Consider the following 18,853-nt stretch of genomic DNA (forward strand, 5'->3'; position numbering starts at 1 on the left):
CGGTGCTGGCCGGACGCCAAGCACATTTTTGGATCACGTCCAAAGACTGTCATTCAAAGGTCTGACCTAGAGACTCGCTACTATAGACACCGGTTATGCCGAGAGAATCGGACTGGTTACACATATCACCCTCCTCTGAGAAATGGCATGAATGCAGAGATGCGCCGGGCGCTGTTCGGCGATGCCGAGCCCCTTGCGCAGGATAGTGCGCCACTCTTGTGCAAGATACGGCGCCGTTGACCAAAGGCAGAAATCAATTAAAAGTGGCTGCTAGAGGTACGTCAAAAATAAACCTGTTCCGATTTTCGACGCTGAGCAGCCGAATAAGAGGTGTAAGGGGCGCGTTAGAGTAAGCGCCTCGTCCCTGTACGTTGTTTCAAATAGTTATTAATTTTTGAATGCCGCAAAGAATTCTTCAAACCCTGTTGTTGTAAGCGTTTTATGTATGCGAGGCATGCCGTCTTTACCCAGTGGTGCAACGCCTTTACCGTTTAACCGCCTCTTTTCTTGAAGATGCTCTTGTAGTCGGTCAACTGACATCCAATAATGGCATGTATCCTGATCTGGAGATCGAACGATACTAAAATATTTACCATCCCTCTCGCCGGCTACAGGATAATGGTGAACGGACTCACTCAGCCAGTATAACTTTGAGTCGAGTGTGGCTATCCATGTGTCTTGGGGCTTCCCATAAAAACACTCTTGAGAGAATTCTAGAGCGCCTCTTATATACTTTAGATCTTGTACTCCATTAAAAATATTTATGAAGCGCTGTTTTGGTTTTGAACTTCCACTCATAAAGTTTTCTTTAATATTCTCAATTTTGTCATTGAGAACTTTGGAATACGTGGTTTTTTTATCACAGAAACAATATTTAGCTATTTCGGCTTCCACGGCGCTAAGCATGTCTATATCGCCACATACACGAGCTAAGTAAAGTTCAAATTTTTCGACACCAGATAGATTGGGATGTTTGGCGTTTATAATGTGAATCTGCATGAGTGAGAAGAGTGAAACGCTATAAAGGTACTGTTCTTCTATGCTAAACTCCGAAAACTCATACGCCCGTGTTCGCTCTTCTTCGTTCAGTGTATTTCTCGTTGCGGTTGGATGATCGATCATTCCGGGACAGAAAACAGATAAAAAAACCTCATATATCTCAAAGCTAAGCTTCTTAAATTTCGGGTGAACTTCACTTAGTGCAAACCCCGGCGTCAGACACAAACTTTCAGGCGGACAAAGATTGATGAAGTTTATGAGCCTAGTCAAATCAAAATCATTAGGGCTATGTTTTCGCAGAATAACATCTTCCATTCTTATTAGGATGTTTAAATCAAGAAGCAATGTCGTTTCAACTCCCCTGCGCTTATTTTCCGCTACTATATTTGGAGTGAGTCTCGGAGAGCTATCTGTTTTTCTGCAAGGTTTTATAAAGTGTAAAGTATGCTTGCTCATTTGGTTATGGCCTTGGCGTTGCTTGGTCAATTAAGATAACTAACGTTTCTGTCGTAATATACGTATATTGCTTCAGCATCTGCATTGATCTCAGTTTGCTAATTCACGCCATCGACCGTCGGATGCAGCTGCTCACTAGCGGTAGTTTATAACCCCAAGCGCTAGCTCACCAATGCCACTTTAGACGTGAGGAGCAAAAGGGGCAGATCATTTTCGGTTACCAAGGCAGCTTTTGCCGCAAGCGGCCAGCCGCATGTTTTTACAAAAGTATGGGTGAGTCAAAGCATGGTGATCTATGCTTTAACCCACTTGACCTTGGCGCCAGTTGACTCATCTAACCTACGGATCAAGTTTCTATCTTTCATTCCACCAAAAATAGCAGTGGCCTGCTCTGGAGACAACACGCCGGCCAAGTCGCGAAGCTGTGCGTTGTTAATCGATCCGTGATTCTCAATAAATGTTAAGACTAAATTTTCAGCCGGCTTATTGGGCCTATGATACAGCGTTACAATTACGTAGTTGTCAACCTGCTGGACAACGGGCTCCACAAAGCCGAAGTCCCGCATCCGCTGAAATGCTGTATTCATACCTTCGCCAAGGTCTTTATTTGGCGTGGACCTGTATTTAGAAAGCAACCTGACTAACTTTGGATTTCTAGAGGCTCGATTATCTAAAATATTATTAACCGTCACCAGGCCTGGTAGCCGGCCAGGACTTTTTATTTCAACTCTATTGTTGAAAATACTGACTAACACGTTATCGGAAATAGAATAATCTCTGTGAATTACCGAGTTTACTAGAATTTCCCAAAGCGCCTCATCTGGAAAACTTATAGGTTGGTATCCATTTAATGACCATGCATTGCATTTATCTAGCATTTCCTTAATTTTCTTTAAGGCCTCGGAGACCTGAAGGTGCAAGGGGGCCTCAATACTAAAGATATCGGAGGTTAAAGCATCTCGGTCGATATCATCCTTTTGAGTGTCATACCTGACAATTCTAATCGCACACTGAGATCTCATCAGCGCTGAGGGATTCTCGGAGAAAAGCAGTACCGAGGAGGTTTTAGGGATCCATGTTTCTGGATTAAACAGGTTTTCCTGAAGCAAAAAACTCAGTGGGTCCTTATCGGTTATTGGTAGTTGCGCGATATAACTAGTTAGTGCAGGACTTTTTTCTATATCGTCAATCCTAGCATTTTCAACGTCGTTATCTTCTGCTGATATCTTGCCTTTGGCATAAGCTAGTTCCATCAGCTTTGCCGCCCCCCTTACAACCAATGATTGGGCACCTTTCCTTACATAGACGGACTTATCGGATGCCTCATGCACTTCCAATCCTTTACCTACAGAGATTTTAAGAACATAATTTCGACTCATTGACTTACGCTTCAAAAAAACGTGCTTAAAATCAACGGTTGGATTTAAGCGAATAAGTGCGTCCAAATGCTGATTGTAAGCTTCTCTTGAATCGGCCCCGACCCAACGCTTCAAAGGGTCCGGCTCATGTTTTTCGTCTTTTATTCCGACTAAAACCTCACCACCGTCCGAGTTTGCGAATGCGACCACAATTTTCTCAAGATTTGCTGGTCTGATTTCAAACGCCTTACGATCGAAAAAGTCACCCTCGTCTTCCGTGCAATAGAAGTTCGCTTCTTCGTCATCAATTTCACGCAACATCCTAGATTCCTTCTAGCTAAGGTTGACTTGATATGATGCCATATGGCCACTGCGAATGCTCCGTTCTTCTGGTATCTGGGCTGACAATGAACGGATTCAAAGGCAGGGCGTATACAGTCGAGATGAATTGGGAAAGATTTCGTAGACACTCTTGACTGCTTTTTGCCGATAGCAGTCGCTCATGGAAGGGGCGTAACGGTCCTAGGACCACTATAAAAGTTCCTACACAAACCTCGGAATCCCTAACCTTGCCCGCCGTTCCGATGAAGCTTATAGTCCGCCCCGTCGCCCAAAATGGTGATTCAGGTTTGGCGACCTGATCGATCGGATGCAAAAGTGCTGTGCTTTCCTGCAGTCGCTTTCGCATGCCCGCAAAGTTGTCTTTATGGCAGCTGTGCGCGGGAGACCTTCGGGTCTGCCGGTATTCCGATCCCGGTTCGCCAACCTGCGTACAGCTGTCACCCATTCGTTTGGCGACGATTGAGGGACAGTCAACCTTTGCCTTGATCGGAGTTTCACCTATGGAAAGATACATGCCCCTCACCGGAATCGACCTGATCCCGGCCTCCCTGCTCATCGACACCCAAGCCCCACTCGACGTTCTGCAAGCCATGGCCGACTACCGCATCCGCACGGTCACGCAGGTGCTGGAGAACATCGCCTACCGCGGCGAACTCGGTTGCGACACGGTGGTGCTGTCGGACTTCTCCAAACTGCTGGCCATTCCGTTACGTGACGGCTGCGACTTAATGGACGTGATCGGTCGACGCTTACGGGCGGAGGTGAAGGAGTAAGTAGAAACGGGCGCCTAGCCGCAATGCTATTTGTAGCAACTGGCGAAGCCTGCGTTCGGTTCGGGGCGCGTTCGGACGAAGCAGTCGTGAAATCAGACGATGCGGTGTTTCAGGAAGACCGCAAACTCAGGTTTCACGACTGCTCCGCAGCCGAACGCAGGCTTCGCCAGCTGCTACGGATTGTGTTGTTCCTTGACTGATCGGCATTAGCTTCAATGGGCGCCCGTTTTTTTTCGCAGTTGCGGTCTGTGCGTAAACGCGGCTGACGGATCCATTCGTGATCCCATTGACCAAAGCCACTTCACAAAAATATGTGAAAAAAAATGTGAAGATGATTTTGATTTAAGCGCCTACAAAACCTCTGGAGGCCAGTAAATTAGCGCCTCTTCATCAAGTCAGCATGTGAAATAAAATGTGAAGACTTTCATACGGTAAAAACCGCTATGTGCGGTGTCGGCCATGGTCAGGGCGATGGATTAAATGAGAACGGGCGCCATCAAGGCGCCCGTTTTTTTGTGTCCATGATCAAAGTGGTTCACCCGCATCCAACCGACGGCTGACCTTCCCTCAGGAAGACCAAGACCGCGAACCCAAGACGTTCAAGCAGGCCCTTGAAATGACAATCAGGCCCTCCGCTTCGAGCAATACTCCAAAATAAGCTGAGTAACCGCTGCCCCAATCACCTGATCCGCGTCAGGCGAGGTGAACAGCCGACATTGCGCATCCGGCAAATCCGGCAACCCTTGCTCTCCCCCAATAACCGCCGAGATAAAAGGTGACTAGGATAAAAGGTGACAGCTCTATTTAAAGCGTTTTTGGCGAATGGCGTGATGAAGCAAAGCAGTATGTCGCTCTGATGCATTCGCCCTTTTTCAGGAGGGAAAAATGATGCGAGGGATTATCGCAACGGGGGCGCTCTTGCTGGCCTTGTGCGGGTGCGCGACATCACCTATGCGGGTTTCTGAAGCGCGGCCAGTGCCGGCCAGTGAGATGTACGCGATCAAAAGCCAGGGTACGCAAGATGCGGGACGCCTGACCATTTTCCGTGATGACGGGTTTGACGGTGCGGGATGTGATGTCGTGTTCTACATTGATGGTCAGCGCGCAGCCAAGATAGGTCCCGGTCAAAAGGCATCTTTCGTTTTGCCTGCCGGGAAAGTGAATCTCGGTGCCGGGCTCGCCGAGTCTGGATTATGTGCGGGTGTCGCGATCAAAACTGTTGCGGCCAACATCAGGCCAAGGAAAGAAGTGATTTATCGAATCAACTGGGATACGCAGGGTTTCAATTTAGACCCCTACGTTGAGTATGGACGTTGAGCCCTGACAGACGAATGCCCGCAGATGGCTCAGGCAAATCAAGAGTCACTTGGTCTGATTCGATGGATAAAGACCGGCAAGCCGCGCGATCACAACACCCACGTAAAAGACGCCTGAAAATTCTTCGACCATCACAAGGGAGCGGGCGTGGTTGGTCAACGGGATAACATCACCGTAACCGGTGGTGGTGAGCGTCGTGAGGCTAAAATAGATCAGTTTGAAGAAAGTGCCGGGCTGTCCGAAGTCGAGGTGGTCAGGGCCGAATGAGCCAGCGCTGGATATCTCGAGCAAGGCAAAGACGAAGGACCAGACAAAGGCCAGCATGATGTAACCCGCAAGCGCGCCATGCAGCTTGTCGGCTGTAATTGGCCCGCGCATGAGAATATAGCGAAGCACTCCGCTAAACGAGACTGCAAGAGACGCCGCATAGGACATCCCGGCAAGTTCAAGAATCGCGATGCTCTCAGCCCACAATGCCGTCCATTGAAGGCCAACCCCAAGCAACGCCAGACCCAGTTTCAGGATGAACCCCCACCGAGTCTGCCTGGTGGCGAAAGCGCCCACGAGCAGCACGGCTGAAAACAGAATGCCGAGCAACGTACGAGAAAATAGACCTTCCTCAAGAAAGGGAAACAGGAGGATCAATCCGAGTAAGAGCAGCAATAGATAGGTGCAGGGCCCTCGCCCTATTACCATCTGAGCTAAATCCTCTTCAGATTCGGCTTTATCTTGCGGATTGGCCATACCGGTTTCCCAGAGATTGAAATAACGCTCGAGACCTAACGTTGCACGGTTGAAGTCTGACCTGGCGTTATAGGAGTCGGCAGTGAAATTCTAGTCGCGAATGCAGGTGAGAGGAGACGTTCAAGCAGGCCCTTGAAATGACAATCAAGCCCTCCGCTTAGAGCAGTACTCCACAATGAACTGAGTAACCGCCGCCACAATCGCCTGATCCGCTTCCGGCGAGGCGAACAGCCGACATTGCGCATCCGGCAAATCCGGCAACCCTTGTTCTACCCCAACAACCGCCAACCCTTGCCCCAACTGACTGAGTGGCATGGGCGCTACTGCGAAGCCTGCCAGGGCCGCCGCCCGCAACCCGGCAGTGCTGCTGCACAACATCGCCGTGCGTTGGGCGATTCCCGCCTGCGCCAGCCTTGTCAGCGCGGCCTCGCGATAAGGGCACGGCTCGGGGAACAGGGCCAGCGGCAACGGCGTGGGTAACCGGGCGACGGGTTGCGCCGACCAGGCCCACACCAGCGGTTCTTGCCATAACAACAGCCCCGCTTCGCTGGTTTCGCACAGCGAACCGATGACCACCTCCAGATGCCCTTGCTTCATCAGCGCCAGTAACGTAACCGGAATGTTCACCTGCACTTCGATCTTCATCCCGGGGTACTGCGCTGCGAAATCCTGAACAGTGCGCAGCAATCGAGACTCGACAAAATCTTCGGACACGCCGATCCGCAGCCGCCCGTGAAACGGCGTGCGTGTCAGGTCGGTCCAGGCATCACGGTTCAGCGCGAGGATCGTGCGCGCATAAGAGACCAGACGCTCCCCATCGGCCGTCAGTTGCTGGGAACGGGTGGTGCGCGTCAACAGGGGTTTACCAATCTGTTCTTCCAATCGCCGCACGTGGCCACTGACCGCCGACTGAGTCAGGTGCAGCTTTTCGGCGGCACGGCTGAAGCCGTCTTCATCGACGACAGTGACAAATGTCTTGAGCAGCAGAGCATCGAACATAGTTTTATACGTGATCAATCGAGTGTGAATTTACGATTTATATTTCAAATTCAACTATGTTGCAATGCTCACACCTGCCCTGCCCTCCCCATCATTCAAGGTGTGCCATGACGACTCTTCTGCATATTCAGTGTTCTCCACGCAAACAGCGTTCGGCTTCCCTTGAAGTCGCCCGCAGTTTCATTGCGCGTTATCAGGCGAACACTCCGGACACCGAAATCATCACCCTCGACCTCTGGAACATGGCGCTGCCGGAATTCGATGATCTGGCCATGGAGGCCAAATACGCCGGGCTCAGTGGCACGCCGTTGACCCCCGCACAACAAGACGCCTGGAACACGTTAAAGGAGTTGGCCAGTCACCTGCACCGCGCGGATGTGCTCGTGATGTCCGTACCGCTGTGGAATTTCAGCATCCCGTACAAACTCAAGCACTTCATCGACCTGGTATCGCAGAAAGACATCCTGTTCAGCGTTGATCCGGAACGCGGTCTGGAAGGCATGCTGCACAACAAACTCGCCGTGGTGATGTACGCCCGCGGCCTGGATTTTTCGGCGCAGTCGAGCACCCCGGCGGAGCGCTTCGACTTCCAGAAGCCCTACGTGGAAGCCTGGCTGAAATTTATCGGCGTCACGGATGTGCATTCGGTGATTGTGGAGAAAACCATCCTGGGGGAAGACGTTGATCGGCGCGCGCGTGAGGACGCGACTCAGCAGGCCAGGCGCCTGGCGGACAGTGTGTCGCTGACGCTTCAGGCCCCCCGGTTGCACATCGATTCCGCACGATAGGCTGCGGACCACGGACCAGGACACGACCACAAAACAATACGTCCCCTTTTGGTTAATGCCGATCAGTTAAGCCAAAACGCGATCCGTAGCAGCTGGCGAAGCCTGCGTTCGGCTGCGCAGCAGTCGTGAAACCTGAGTTTGCGGTCTTCCTGAAACACCGAATTGTCTGATTTCACGACTGCTGCGCAGCCGAACGCAGGCTTCGCCAGCTGCTACAAATAGCATTGCGCCTTAACTGACTGGCATTGCCCCTTTTGGTCCTGAGCTTACGCTTGCCGGACAATATCGACCGAGATCTCCACCGCCGCAATCGTGCCTCTGTTCTCAAGCCAGTGAGTGGTGTTCCTGTCCTCGGGCCAGCCCACTCCCGGCCCATAATCCGTGGCGACTCCATTTCGATGGTCGGTGATCGTTCCTTGCAGAATGTAGACGGTGCCGGGTCTGTCGATATGGTTGTGAATCGGCCCGAAGACGCCTCCGGGTTCGATGGTCACCCTGCGCATTCTGAGTTGGCGCCCTGCCATACCCTCGATCTCGGGACCCAGGTCAATCGTTGCAAGTAACGTCACCGTAACGCCCTTCGTCTCAGGTGCCGCCTGTTCGTTGCTCATCGCACGCTCCCCTCTGTATGTACAAGGCCTAACTAGAAGTAGAGACCTTAAAAGGTGTGATCAGGCGGGAGGCGACAAAGGGTCAAATCTGAGAGCAACTTCCACATTCGATTCCGAAATGGGTTTTCAAGGTGTCACAGCCGACCAGATTCGATCGGACATTCATCGATAAAGGATGAACATACCCTGGCTCTGCCAGTTTTCTTTGCCTCGTAAAGTTGCTTGTCCGCAGCCACTATCAACGCTTGGAATTCAAGGACAGCAGTGGGCACCAATGTTGCGACACCTAGAGAAATTGTCACCACACGATCTACATCAGAAGCAGAATGCTCGATACCCAGCGACCGGATATTGCGCTGCATTTTTTCCGCAAGTTCGACTGCTCCGCGAAGATCTGTATTGGGCAGAATGCAGGCAAACTCTTCGCCACCATACCGAGCGACCAGGTCATAAGGGCGTCTAACCGTTTCAGATAACGCCTGGGCAACGGATTTCAGACATCCATCGCCAGCCAGATGCCCATATCGGTCGTTGTAGCGTTTGAAATAGTCGACATCCACCAAAATGAGCGACAGCGGCTTTTGCTCTCGAAAGCACTGGCGCCAATCCGCCAATAGGTCCTCATCGAATTTGCGTCGATTGGCCACTCCAGTAAGGCCATCCATCAACGCCATGGAGCGCAGCAGATCGTTCTGTAGTTTCAGGGTCAGATGTGTTCGCACACGTGCTCTGACAATCGTGGGATTGATTGGTTTGCTGATGAAGTCCACCGCGCCTAGCTCCAGACCTCGCACCTCATCTGATTCCCGCTGCTGTGCGGTAATGAAGATGATAGGGATGCCTTGAGTCGCGGGATCAGCCTTGAGCCGACGGCATACTTCATGCCCGTCCATGCCCTCCATGACCACGTCCAGCAGAATCAGATCAGGTAGCAGGGTCCGACATAGGCTGATCGCCTGCTCACCGCGTGTGGCCATGAACACATCACAGTCCTCGCGGAACAGCTCATGGAGTACACGGATATTAGTCGGTTGGTCGTCGACGATGAGGAGTCTTGGACGGTTATGGAGATGTGGCAACCAGGTTTCCATCGATTGTTCCATCAGGCAGATCTCAAAAGGTCACGACCCATCGGCATCGCAGCGGAAAAGTCGAGCGACTGCACCAGGACAACCAGTTCGTCGAATTGTGGACGCAGGGATGGCGGCGTTTTTGATGCTAATGCGTCTGCCAGCTCTATGGCTTGAAGGTTGCCCGCCTCCAGCAACAGCAAAATCTCTTTAAGGGACTCTTTCCATTGCGTCGGCTCCATTGCTTCCTCGCCTGTACTGATCTTTGCTCGTGGGCTCTGACCAAAGTCGACATTCATCTGCTCAAGGCTTTGTTGCAGTAACCTGCTCAATTCGTCAAACCAAGTTGCGTCAGCAAAGATGCTCGCTACAGACTCTGCATCTGCGGATTTCAGCTTTTGCTCCAGGTCGCCGGCCAGCAGCGACATCGCCTTGGCACCCATGGTCCCGCTGCTGCCTTTAATTGTATGAAGCACGAAAGCTGCCCCCGATGCGTCTTGCCGCTGGATCTGATCGTGTAACCGGACAAGCTGTTTTTCTAGCTCGGGACCAAAGTTACGCAGCACGTTGCGGATCAAATCGAGGTCACCACCAAAGCGGCTGATGATCGATGCACGAGGCTCGATGACGCCTTCTTCTGTATTGGCTTGCCCCACAGTTAGAGATGCTTGGCTATCCTCGCGGCCCACTTGAAAGAGTAGCGTTACGACTAGTTGCTCCAGGTCTATGGGTTTGCCAACATGCTCATTCATCCCCGCAGCAAGACAGGCCTCACGGTCGGTATTGGAGGCATTTGCGGTCATCGCCACTATCGGCAGCGTTGCAAAACGTGGATTCGATCGAATGCGACGGGTCGCCTCCAAGCCATCAATATCCGGCATCTGGATATCCATCAACACGGCGTCGAAGGACACATTTTCGGTCATCACCCTGCTCACACCTTCCAGCCCACCTTCAGCCAGCGTCACCTGAGCACCTTCCCCTGTCAGTAACTCATCTGCGACCTGCCGATTAAGCATGTTGTCTTCCACAACCAATAGCCGCAGCCCGGCCAGGCGCTGCGGCCTGTCAACAGTTGACCTGGGCGGGAGTGACTGCGCAAGGTCTTTGCCGTTGAGTGCTCGCTGAACAGCGTCGGCTAACTGCTTGGGAGTGACAGGCTTGGTGAGAAACCCCACGAAGGGTGCGTCTCCCATCTCGTTTGCGTCGGCCAGCACTTCACGGCCGTAAGCGGTAATCATAATGACCATTGGAGGAGGTACGCCGTTGCCCTGCTGGCGGATCAATTGCGCAGCGCTCAGCCCATCCATATCGGACATCCGCCAGTCCATCAGTACCACGTCGTAGGCTTCGCCTCTCGCCTGCGCGTTCTTCACCCATTCCACTGCTTGCGTGCCGCCACTTACGTGGTCGGCCTTCCACCCCAATGCATGAACCGTTCGCAACAGCAATTCACCCGCCATGGCGTTGTCGTCGGCTACCAGTATCCGTATGGACACATCGACTCCAGGACTGTCAGGTCTCAGCCGCGCATTCGGCGCTACATCCAGGGTGATATCGAACCAGAAGCGACTTCCCACACCCTGCTGGCTCTCCACCTGAAGTTCACCGCCCATCAAGCTGACCAACCGCTTGCAGATCACCAAACCCAGACCGGTACCGCCAAAGCGGCGGGTGGTTGAAGCCTCGGCCTGAGTGAATCCTTCAAAAATGCATTGAAGTTGCTCCGGGCTGATACCGATACCAGTATCAGAAACGGCGATGCGCAAGCTCACAGAGTTTTCCGTGCGCATCAGTTGCTCGACGCTGACCACGATCTGGCCTTCCATGGTGAACTTGAGGGCATTACCCGCCAGGTTGATCAGCACCTGTTGCAGCCGCAGGCTATCGCCTATCAGGTCGTTGGGTAGATTGGCGTCCAGATCGAACATGACCTCGACCTCTTTCTGGCCCTGATTACCTGCCAGCACAACGGCGAGATCACGCATGAGTGGTTCGAGTTCGAACGGGTGCACATCCAGCTGTAGCTTGCCGGCCTCGATTTTGGAGTAATCAAGGATGTCATTCAGCAAACCCAGCAGTGATTTCGCAGCGGTCTGCGCTTTGGTCACATAGTCGAGTTGACGATCATTCAGATCGGTGTTCTGCACCAACTGCAACATGCCCAGCACAGCGTTCATCGGCGTGCGTATTTCGTGGCTCATGTTGGCCAGGAACGACGATTTGGCCGCGCTCGCAGTATCGGCCTGTTCCTTGGCGTACAGTAGATGTGATTCCAGCTCGCGCTGGGAGGTGATGTCCCGATTGATACCCGTCACGCGCAGGGGCGCACCGTTGGGACTGCGTTCGACCTGCGCACCTGCCTGTATGAAGCGGATTTGGCCGTCCGGGCGAACGACACGGAAAACTGTGTCGTACACACCATTCCCCTCGACGGCTGCATTCAGATTTGCAGCCGTAGCCACAGCATCCTCGGGGTGAACACGCGCGTACCAGTGTTGATAACTCAGACCAGTATTGCGCAACGTCAGTGGCTGACCGTAGATCTCGAACATGCGGTCATTCCACTGCAAGTTATTGTCCGCCAACGTCCAGGACCAAATGCCCAGTTCGGCGACCTCAGCAGCCATCACTAACTGGTCGTGCACCGCCATCAGTTCACTACGTTGTTTCTGCGTCGTCTCCAGGCTTGCAGCCAGCTCCTTTTCTGCCGCTTTCCGTTCGGTGATGTCTACCGCGATGCCCAGGTAACCGCTCAAATTCCCATCGTCATCGCGCATGGAGGTGACCACCAGCGTGACAGGAAACCGCGAGCCGTCCTTACGTATGTAAGTCCACTCACGTGTTTCTGCGCCTTCAAGCTCAGGTTTATGGGTAATCACGCGGAAACCATCGATTACCTGTGCGTACTCCTCACTCAGTTCAATGCCACGAGCAGCGACTTCCTCTGGTTCATGGATAAGCGCCGGGGTGTTTTTACCCAGTAACTCCTCGGCGTCATAACCCAACAAATGCTCCGCGCCTTTGTTGAACACACGAATAACGCCATCGAGATCCGTCGCAATGATCGAAACCTCAGTGGCCGAGCGCAGCACAGTGCCCAACAACAGATTGAGGTGTCGCAACTCGGAAGTTCGTTGCGCAACCTGCTCCTCCAGGCTGGAGTTGAGTTCGAGAATTCGGGCCTCTGCAGCTTTTTTCGCCGTGATATCCCTTAATGTCTTGGAAGCGCCAACGACGCGACCACCCTCGCCATAAATGGGTGAGATGTTGGCGGAGACATCGATCAGTCGCCCATCTTTGTGATGGCGTTGGGTATCAAAGCTGGCGATACGCTCACCCGCCCTGATGCGCGCAAGGATATGAGTTTCCTCAGCGACAAGCGCCTCAGGAACAACCAGGTGGGCCAATGTCTGGCCCACTGCCTCCTCGGCCGTATAGCCAAACAGTTGTTCGGCCCCCTTATTCCAGTTGGTAACTACGCCATTGAGCGTTTTTCCAATGATGCCATCGGCCGAGCTTTCTACGATGGCGGCAAGCCTCGCCTGCTCGGCGAATATCTGCCGTCGGCGTTGACGACTGACACTCACGACACCCGCCAGAGTCGCCAGAAGAAGAGTGAGCAGACCACCCATCAACAGGACGACCTTTGGTGAAACCTGATGCAGGCGCTGGATGAACAACGGATGCGCGCCGAGTTCGATTTGCCATCGCCTCCCGTATACCTCGCGCTCCGACTGGTGGGTCATCAGCGTTTCACCGCTGGCCGAGTTGTCGGTGCTTTCATAAAACAGGTTCTCTTGCCCTGGGACAGTGATATCCCTCAACCGCAGATGCACCGTCTCATTTTCTATGCGCAGGCCTCTGAGTACCTCCTCTGTCTGCAACACAATATAGGTCCAGCCAAAAGCTGCTGTTTCTCGATGAGCAGCGGTCGCCGGAGTCACACCGCCGCGAAAGATGGGCATCAAAATCAGGAAAGACTGCTGCGGTTTTGCCATGCCCTGTACCAGAGTGATGGGCGCTGTGATCCGTGCCACACCGTTGTGTATCGCGGATTGGGCAGCCTCTCGCCGCGATGTTTCCGAAGCTATGTCCAAGCCAATTGCAGGCTGGTTACCTTCAAGCGGTACAACATACTGGACAACGTAACGCTCGCCTGAATGCGGTGAGAATTGACGAATGGAGAAATCAGCTTTGCCGTCAGCCCGAGCGCGTTTGAGAAACTCGCTTTCATCCTGCTCCGGTACACGCCTGATAAAGCCCAAGGCACGTGCACCGGGGAACTCGGAAGCGAGATCGTTCGGATGGTGATATTGATAAAAAACTTCGCGGCTGATGCCATGCTCACCCGCTGTCAGTACGGCTCCCCGAACGCCTCGCAATCCGTATTGGTAAAGATTGAGGCGAGTTAAAACCAACTCTGCGGCTTCCTCGGTAGCCGCCGCGACCGCCTCTTGAGCCTGCTGTTCGTTGACGCGCTCAAGGATCCAGGCGCCCAGAATACTTGCCCCTAACCCTGCTGCCAGAGTGATGGCTACTCCCCAGCTCAATGCAAAAAACCTATGTTTTCTCACCCGCATTGTCCCATTACAGAAGGTCTTCAAGCCTTCAATATTAAAGTTCGAACCCCTGTTGGGGGCGTCTGCAACTTAGTTCGCATGCATCACATTAACCTTGAGCCCCAAGGATAAAAATGAGCAGATTTGAGCAAAAGGAACAGGACGGCAATAAAGATAACCTTGCATGATCTGGCAGCCTTGCCCCAGAAGCGCATCCGCCTGCTCCTGGGTTTCTACGCCTTCGGCCACCAACTCAAGGCCGAGCGCCTGACCTAACTTTATGATCGCCTCTATGATCGCCGAATCGCTTTTGTCGGTGAGCATATCTCGTACAAAGCTCTGATCTATTTTCAGAACATCAATTGGGAAACGTTTGAGATAAGCCAGGCTCGAATAACCTGTGCCGAAATCGTCGATCGAAATGCGGACCCCTAACGTTTTGAGATGAAAGAGGGTTTCTCGGGCGTTATCGATGTCTCTTGCCAGCACCCCTTCGGTAATCTCCAACTCCAGGAATTCTGCTTCTAGTCCAGATTCGACCAGGATGCCTTTCACCATGTCCAGGAAGGACTCCTCGCGAAATTGCACGACGGAGATATTAACGCTAATGGAAATGTCATGACCCAGTTCACGAAGCGCTCTCGCGTCCTGGCAGGCCTGGAGCAGAACGTACTTGCCAATGGGGATGATCAGCCCTGTTTCTTCTGCCAGAGGAATGAAATCGACAGGCGAGACCAAAACACCGTCATGATTGCGCCATCGGATCAGCGCCTCCATCCCAATGATCCGGTTATGTCGGGCATCGACCTTCGCCTGGTAAAAGACCTCAAAAACGCCATCTTCCAAAGCAGTGCGCATATGGCGCTCAAGCAAGTGCCTGGCACGCATGCTGCTCTCGATATGCGGAGAAAAAAAACAATAGCGATTGCGACCTGAAAGCTTCGCCTGGTACATAGCCGAGTCGGCATGCCGATAAAGTGATTCCAGATCATCGCTGTCCTCAGGGAACACGCTGATGCCGATGCTTGCGGAAAGGTCGTATCGGTTTGCCTGGATTGAAAAAGGACTGGCGATTGTTGCGAGCAACCTTTCAGCGAAGTCGCCCACGGCGTCGAAACCTATCACCTCTGGCAGAAGGAGGATGAACTCGTCTCCTCCTTGCCTGCTGAGGGTATCCACTGCGCGCAAGGATCGCGATAGTCGCGATGCAACCTCTTGCAACACCAAGTCGCCGACCGAGTGCCCCATCGAATCGTTGACCACTTTGAAGTTGTCCAGATCAAGTAACAGCATCGCCACACAACCATGGCTGCGACGGGCCTTTTGTAAAGCCTGCTCGGTACGATCCTGCAACAGTATTCGGTTGGGTAGTCCAGTCAATGCATCGTGATTGGCGAGCCTCTTGGCCTCAGTGCGCAAGGCGATATGAGCCTTGATATGGGCTCTGGCTACTGGAATATTCAGCGGCTTTTGAATGAAGTCCACTCCGCCGCACTCAAGAGCGCGAAGCTCATTGTCTGTATGCGTATGAGAGCTTACAAAAATGACCGCTGCATCCAAAAGCTCCGGATCGGATTTCAGCGCCCGGCAGACCTCGAAGCCGCTCATTCCTGGCATTTCTATGTCGAGCAAAACCACATCGGGCCTGCATTGACGCGCAATCTCTAGCGCCTCCTGACCACTTTTGGCGACATAGACTTCGGCTAAATCTCGCACCGCGGTGCTCAAAATTCTTAGGTCAGTGACTTGGTCGTCAACTATCAGCAGGACTGGTTTGAGGCTAAACGTCTTGTCGCTCATTCCATTGTTCCTCGCAAATCCCTTGCATTTAATAACAAGCAATCCTAGACCAGCTTTTCTGCGGTGGGGTGCCCAGTCTGCGTTCCCGAATGCACTCAGGCCAGGCCCGCCAATCGTTGAAGTCTTTCGAGGTCCGCTTGACCACTTGCTCGCCGCGTACCTGCATGGGAGGCAACGCATAGATCGCACCTATCAACTCACGCAGTGCCTGAGGGAGTCCCCAGGAGGCTTTCAACTTGATGGCAAAAGGGGCGGCGAAATCCCGCAGGGCAACGCAGCACTCTGTAGTGACGTCGAATCCAGCTTGCATCGTCGAGCCAGGAAAACAACCTGTTCAGCCAGGCCCTCGGCATCATCCAGATAAATGAGCGCACAGCGCCGGATCATGCTGCCAATCCCGGACCATTTCGCAAGGCTTTGCGGCCCGGGTTTGTTCGACGACGAATTAGAGGTCGCTGACGTCAGGAAATGTGGTTGTGAGCGAGCAATCGGGATTGAATCACGGCGATATCCATTTCAATTTGGGGGGTAAAAAGGTTCACAACCGAATCTATTCCTCACCGGTGAACTATACAAGCAAGCAAACAGCTCGCAGGTAAAAAGGCAGGTGGGGGTAATGCGTAAATGCTGCGATAGTGAAATTGCTCGGGCGGTTCCGACCTGCGCTCGCTGATCCCGCGCCCCAAATTTCGCTAGATTCAAAAGGTGATTCCGTCAAACGCTAGCTGAAGTCCCTCAACCGCAGAAAGCACCGAAATAGCCGGGGTAATCATGATGTCGGCGACGGACTATCTATATTGGGTCGACCGGTGAATCCACAGCCAATAGCTGCCATTCGTGACCCGCATCAATCGGCCAGGAGCAGTCACCCAACGAGCTGACACAGTTACCTACGATCTTATCGAGTAACGTGGCTTAATTAGTTCGCCGATCTGCCTTAGTCAAAAACTGCTCCTGATGCTGCGGACAACGGATGTTCTGGTATTCGGGCTGTATCACGCACGGAAGATGCCGCGGCGATACCTCTTCCGAAGGTTAACCATTTTTTTAACAACGGAGTCACCTACATGGAAGTCATCAATCAGTTGCAACCCGCAGAGTGTGCGGGCATGGAGGACATCCGACGCGAAATCGATGCCCTTGATCAGGTCGTTATCAAGCTGTTGGGCAAGCGTTTTCACTACGTGCTGGCTGCCTCGAAGTTCAAGACCTCGGCGACTTCGGTGCGTGCTCCGGAGCGTTTCAAGGCCATGCTGGCGACACGTCGCGAGTGGGCCGAGGTCGAGGGCCTGAGCCCGGATGCAATCGAGAAGATGTACAGCGACCTGGTAAACCACTTCATTGCTGAAGAGATGAAACACTGGGTGACTCATCAATCCGAAACCTGATTCTGGTGGCCGGACTTTCCGCTTTGGGTTGTGGGTTTCGGTCGGTCATGACAGGCAGAAAACGGCCAGGAGCGGACGATGGACACAGCGATGGCAAATTGATAGCGTCACGATGCTGCTTTCGAATCTAGAAGGCTGTAGGGCTTGCCGTCACCCTTGTCGTGTTTCTCTCTGGGCGATGTCGCGTTTGCCGCGACCACCTCTAAGCTAGATAAGGACTTACAAAACGACAAGGAACGTTATCCGACACGCCATCACGACAAGAAACGCGACATGGCATGTCGCCTAAAAGTAGGTGGGCCTAAAAAACGTGAATCGCTTTCTTCAAGCATTCCTTCTAGTTGGCGTGGGGATAGCGCTCGGCGCATGGCTATCTTCTTCACAAGGCAATGGAAAAAAAGGACACACACCCGAGTTGGAGCAGGCACGGCTATACAAGAGCATCCGGTCGTGTGCTGAGCCTACGTCAGAAGAGGGCAAGACGTTTTCGCTGGCTGCGGACGTTTTGGAACAAAATCTGCGTGCTGAGGGGCTCTGGCTAGACATTGGGGTTGAGAAGTTCCTTGCTCATGGCTTCTATCGGGCGACAGACAAGGGGCTGCCGATACCGGTATGCGCACCGCAGAGCATCTATTCCAGAGCAGGTAAAGTCATTACTCAACGTCGCGGGCTCAAAGGTCATATTGAACGATACCAACTCGAACTCGCTGCACGCATTCCAGACCCCTCGCCCTACATCGTAGATAGGGTCGGAGAAGTAGCGTTTTCGCAAGAGCCACATAGTGAAAGGGAGTGGCCCTACCGAGATATCCGACCGGTCGCAAGAAGCGTCCTCGCAAACTACGGTAAGCACGCCCTGAAGTACCTTGAGGTAGCACGAGCTCAAATGTCGGACGAAGACTCGCTTGGAACGAGCGCCTCACAGATTGTTGGCGCTGCGGGCGACGACTCCGACCTGAGAAGGGTTGAAATGCTGATGAGCCAAAGGCTAGCGTCCACACCGCAAGAGCGCACCCTTTCAATAGACGAGCGCAATCGCCTATACGAGCTGGCATACACGTTTACCTATGCCGGCACTCGCGCTATAGCTCATGTCGGCCCGGTCAAAACCCTCATGACCAGAAAGGTCAAAAGCAACGCGACGATATTTGGTTTAGTCGATCTGAACCCGAAACAAATGTGCCACGTGCTCGAGGCAGTTGGAGATTTCAAGGCGCTCGCTGATTACGACTACTGCCAAGATCCAAAGTATCCGTATCCGCAATGAATGTATGGCCCAACAACAGGTTCGAGCCGCCGTCACTGCTTTCTCATCGAACTGGAAAACACGGTTACAGCATAATGCGATGACCGCTAAGGGTCGTTTTCTGCCTGTCGCGAAGGGCTGAAAACGGCCAGAAGCGGTCAGCCGCTCCCCAACACTACATTCACCACGTTTAAATAAGTCCGACGTTAGGTCACTAACTTCCTATGTCCTCCAGCAGCCAGGAACCCAGCAGGTGAGTGAGGCGATCTGGCATGGCTGTCAGGGTAGTAGAGCTGTCGATCAAACTGGACAGCTGCCGCAACCGACGACGCACATACTCTCACTGGGGTAGCGCCACGCTCGCTCGAAACCAACGCTGCTGAATACGTAGCGTTGCTTA

13 protein-coding genes and 2 pseudogenes are annotated in these 18,853 nt (G+C 52.9%); 5 read left to right on the plus strand and 10 right to left on the minus strand.

Annotated elements, in window-relative coordinates:
• Positions 1 to 387: 387 nt before the first annotated feature.
• Positions 388 to 1,455 (minus strand): hypothetical protein, encoded by a 1,068-nt coding sequence (locus tag PMI27_RS0229325; RefSeq protein WP_008154638.1) that lies wholly within the window; start codon positions 1,453 to 1,455, stop codon positions 388 to 390.
• 293 nt (positions 1,456 to 1,748) lie between these two features.
• Positions 1,749 to 3,134, minus strand: coding sequence for an ATP-binding protein (locus PMI27_RS18565; protein WP_008154641.1), 1,386 nt, complete (start codon positions 3,132 to 3,134; stop codon positions 1,749 to 1,751).
• Between the two features lie 521 nt (positions 3,135 to 3,655).
• On the opposite strand from PMI27_RS18565, the gene PMI27_RS18560 reads away from it, so the two are divergent.
• Positions 3,656 to 3,928, plus strand: coding sequence for a hypothetical protein (locus PMI27_RS18560; protein WP_008154643.1), 273 nt, complete (start codon positions 3,656 to 3,658; stop codon positions 3,926 to 3,928).
• 623 nt (positions 3,929 to 4,551) lie between these two features.
• Here the strand turns inward: PMI27_RS18560 and PMI27_RS32085 are convergent.
• Positions 4,552 to 4,692, minus strand: a pseudogene (locus tag PMI27_RS32085) (LysR family transcriptional regulator); the annotation flags it as partial.
• Positions 4,693 to 4,813: 121 nt separating this feature from the next.
• Between PMI27_RS32085 and PMI27_RS18555 the strand changes: the two are divergent.
• Positions 4,814 to 5,245, plus strand: a complete 432-nt coding sequence (locus tag PMI27_RS18555) for a hypothetical protein (protein ID WP_008154645.1) — start codon at positions 4,814 to 4,816, stop codon at positions 5,243 to 5,245.
• 45 nt (positions 5,246 to 5,290) lie between these two features.
• Here the strand turns inward: PMI27_RS18555 and PMI27_RS18550 are convergent, their stop codons facing one another.
• Together PMI27_RS18550 and PMI27_RS18545 are read right to left on the minus strand one after the other, a co-directional pair.
• Positions 5,291 to 5,989, minus strand: a complete 699-nt coding sequence (locus PMI27_RS18550; RefSeq protein ID WP_008154647.1) for an ion channel — start codon at positions 5,987 to 5,989, stop codon at positions 5,291 to 5,293.
• Between the two features lie 144 nt (positions 5,990 to 6,133).
• On the minus strand, positions 6,134 to 6,988 hold the full coding sequence (locus PMI27_RS18545; RefSeq protein ID WP_008154648.1) for a LysR substrate-binding domain-containing protein: 855 nt from the start codon (positions 6,986 to 6,988) through the stop codon (positions 6,134 to 6,136).
• A 107-nt stretch (positions 6,989 to 7,095) separates the two neighbouring features.
• On the opposite strand from PMI27_RS18545, the gene PMI27_RS18540 reads away from it, so the two are divergent.
• Positions 7,096 to 7,776 carry an FMN-dependent NADH-azoreductase gene (locus PMI27_RS18540; protein ID WP_008154649.1) on the plus strand — a complete coding sequence of 227 codons (681 nt, stop codon included), beginning with the start codon at positions 7,096 to 7,098 and terminating at the stop codon, positions 7,774 to 7,776.
• 266 nt (positions 7,777 to 8,042) lie between these two features.
• Here the strand turns inward: PMI27_RS18540 and PMI27_RS18535 are convergent, their stop codons facing one another.
• From PMI27_RS18535 to PMI27_RS32435, 5 genes and pseudogenes are all read right to left on the minus strand, one after another.
• Positions 8,043 to 8,387: a cupin domain-containing protein gene (locus PMI27_RS18535; protein WP_008154651.1), complete on the minus strand. Its 345-nt coding sequence runs from the start codon at positions 8,385 to 8,387 to the stop codon at positions 8,043 to 8,045.
• A 134-nt stretch (positions 8,388 to 8,521) separates the two neighbouring features.
• Complete coding sequence (locus tag PMI27_RS18530; RefSeq protein ID WP_008154653.1) at positions 8,522 to 9,490, minus strand: diguanylate cyclase; 969 nt, start codon at positions 9,488 to 9,490, stop codon at positions 8,522 to 8,524.
• Positions 9,490 to 14,040 carry a PAS domain-containing hybrid sensor histidine kinase/response regulator gene (locus PMI27_RS18525; RefSeq protein WP_008154655.1) on the minus strand — a complete coding sequence of 1,517 codons (4,551 nt, stop codon included), beginning with the start codon at positions 14,038 to 14,040 and terminating at the stop codon, positions 9,490 to 9,492. Before PMI27_RS18525 ends, PMI27_RS18530 begins: the two co-directional genes overlap by 1 nt.
• 69 nt (positions 14,041 to 14,109) lie before the next feature.
• Positions 14,110 to 15,819, minus strand: coding sequence for a two-component system response regulator (locus PMI27_RS18520; protein WP_008154657.1), 1,710 nt, complete (start codon positions 15,817 to 15,819; stop codon positions 14,110 to 14,112).
• A 707-nt stretch (positions 15,820 to 16,526) separates the two neighbouring features.
• Positions 16,527 to 16,598 (minus strand): annotated as a pseudogene (locus PMI27_RS32435) (KUP/HAK/KT family potassium transporter); the annotation flags it as partial.
• A gap of 288 nt (positions 16,599 to 16,886) precedes the next feature.
• On the opposite strand from PMI27_RS32435, the gene PMI27_RS18510 reads away from it, so the two are divergent.
• Together PMI27_RS18510 and PMI27_RS32090 are read left to right on the plus strand one after the other, a co-directional pair.
• The gene (locus tag PMI27_RS18510; RefSeq protein WP_008154661.1) at positions 16,887 to 17,207 is read left to right on the plus strand and encodes an isochorismate lyase; all 321 of its coding nucleotides are present in this window, start codon (positions 16,887 to 16,889) and stop codon (positions 17,205 to 17,207) included.
• 310 nt (positions 17,208 to 17,517) lie between these two features.
• A complete protein-coding gene (locus PMI27_RS32090; RefSeq protein WP_238545892.1) occupies positions 17,518 to 18,474 on the plus strand; it encodes a hypothetical protein in 957 nt (318 codons plus the stop codon).
• Positions 18,475 to 18,853: the final 379 nt, after the last annotated feature.

It is taken from the genome of Pseudomonas sp. GM41(2012) (assembly GCF_000282315.2).
Lineage (GTDB): Bacteria > Pseudomonadota > Gammaproteobacteria > Pseudomonadales > Pseudomonadaceae > Aquipseudomonas.

What these genes read in the sequence shown, in the direction of transcription:
- PMI27_RS0229325 (WP_008154638.1), bottom strand. Translation starts at nt 1,455, where the DNA reads ATGAGCAAGCATACTTTACACTTTATAAAACCTTGCAGAAAAACAGAT.
- PMI27_RS18565 (WP_008154641.1), bottom strand. Translation starts at nt 3,134, where the DNA reads ATGTTGCGTGAAATTGATGACGAAGAAGCGAACTTCTATTGCACGGAA.
- PMI27_RS18560 (WP_008154643.1), top strand. Translation starts at nt 3,656, where the DNA reads ATGGAAAGATACATGCCCCTCACCGGAATCGACCTGATCCCGGCCTCC.
- PMI27_RS18555 (WP_008154645.1), top strand. Translation starts at nt 4,814, where the DNA reads ATGATGCGAGGGATTATCGCAACGGGGGCGCTCTTGCTGGCCTTGTGC.
- PMI27_RS18550 (WP_008154647.1), bottom strand. Translation starts at nt 5,989, where the DNA reads ATGGCCAATCCGCAAGATAAAGCCGAATCTGAAGAGGATTTAGCTCAG.
- PMI27_RS18545 (WP_008154648.1), bottom strand. Translation starts at nt 6,988, where the DNA reads ATGTTCGATGCTCTGCTGCTCAAGACATTTGTCACTGTCGTCGATGAA.
- PMI27_RS18540 (WP_008154649.1), top strand. Translation starts at nt 7,096, where the DNA reads ATGACGACTCTTCTGCATATTCAGTGTTCTCCACGCAAACAGCGTTCG.
- PMI27_RS18535 (WP_008154651.1), bottom strand. Translation starts at nt 8,387, where the DNA reads ATGAGCAACGAACAGGCGGCACCTGAGACGAAGGGCGTTACGGTGACG.
- PMI27_RS18530 (WP_008154653.1), bottom strand. Translation starts at nt 9,490, where the DNA reads ATGGAACAATCGATGGAAACCTGGTTGCCACATCTCCATAACCGTCCA.
- PMI27_RS18525 (WP_008154655.1), bottom strand. Translation starts at nt 14,040, where the DNA reads ATGCGGGTGAGAAAACATAGGTTTTTTGCATTGAGCTGGGGAGTAGCC.
- PMI27_RS18520 (WP_008154657.1), bottom strand. Translation starts at nt 15,819, where the DNA reads ATGAGCGACAAGACGTTTAGCCTCAAACCAGTCCTGCTGATAGTTGAC.
- PMI27_RS18510 (WP_008154661.1), top strand. Translation starts at nt 16,887, where the DNA reads ATGGAAGTCATCAATCAGTTGCAACCCGCAGAGTGTGCGGGCATGGAG.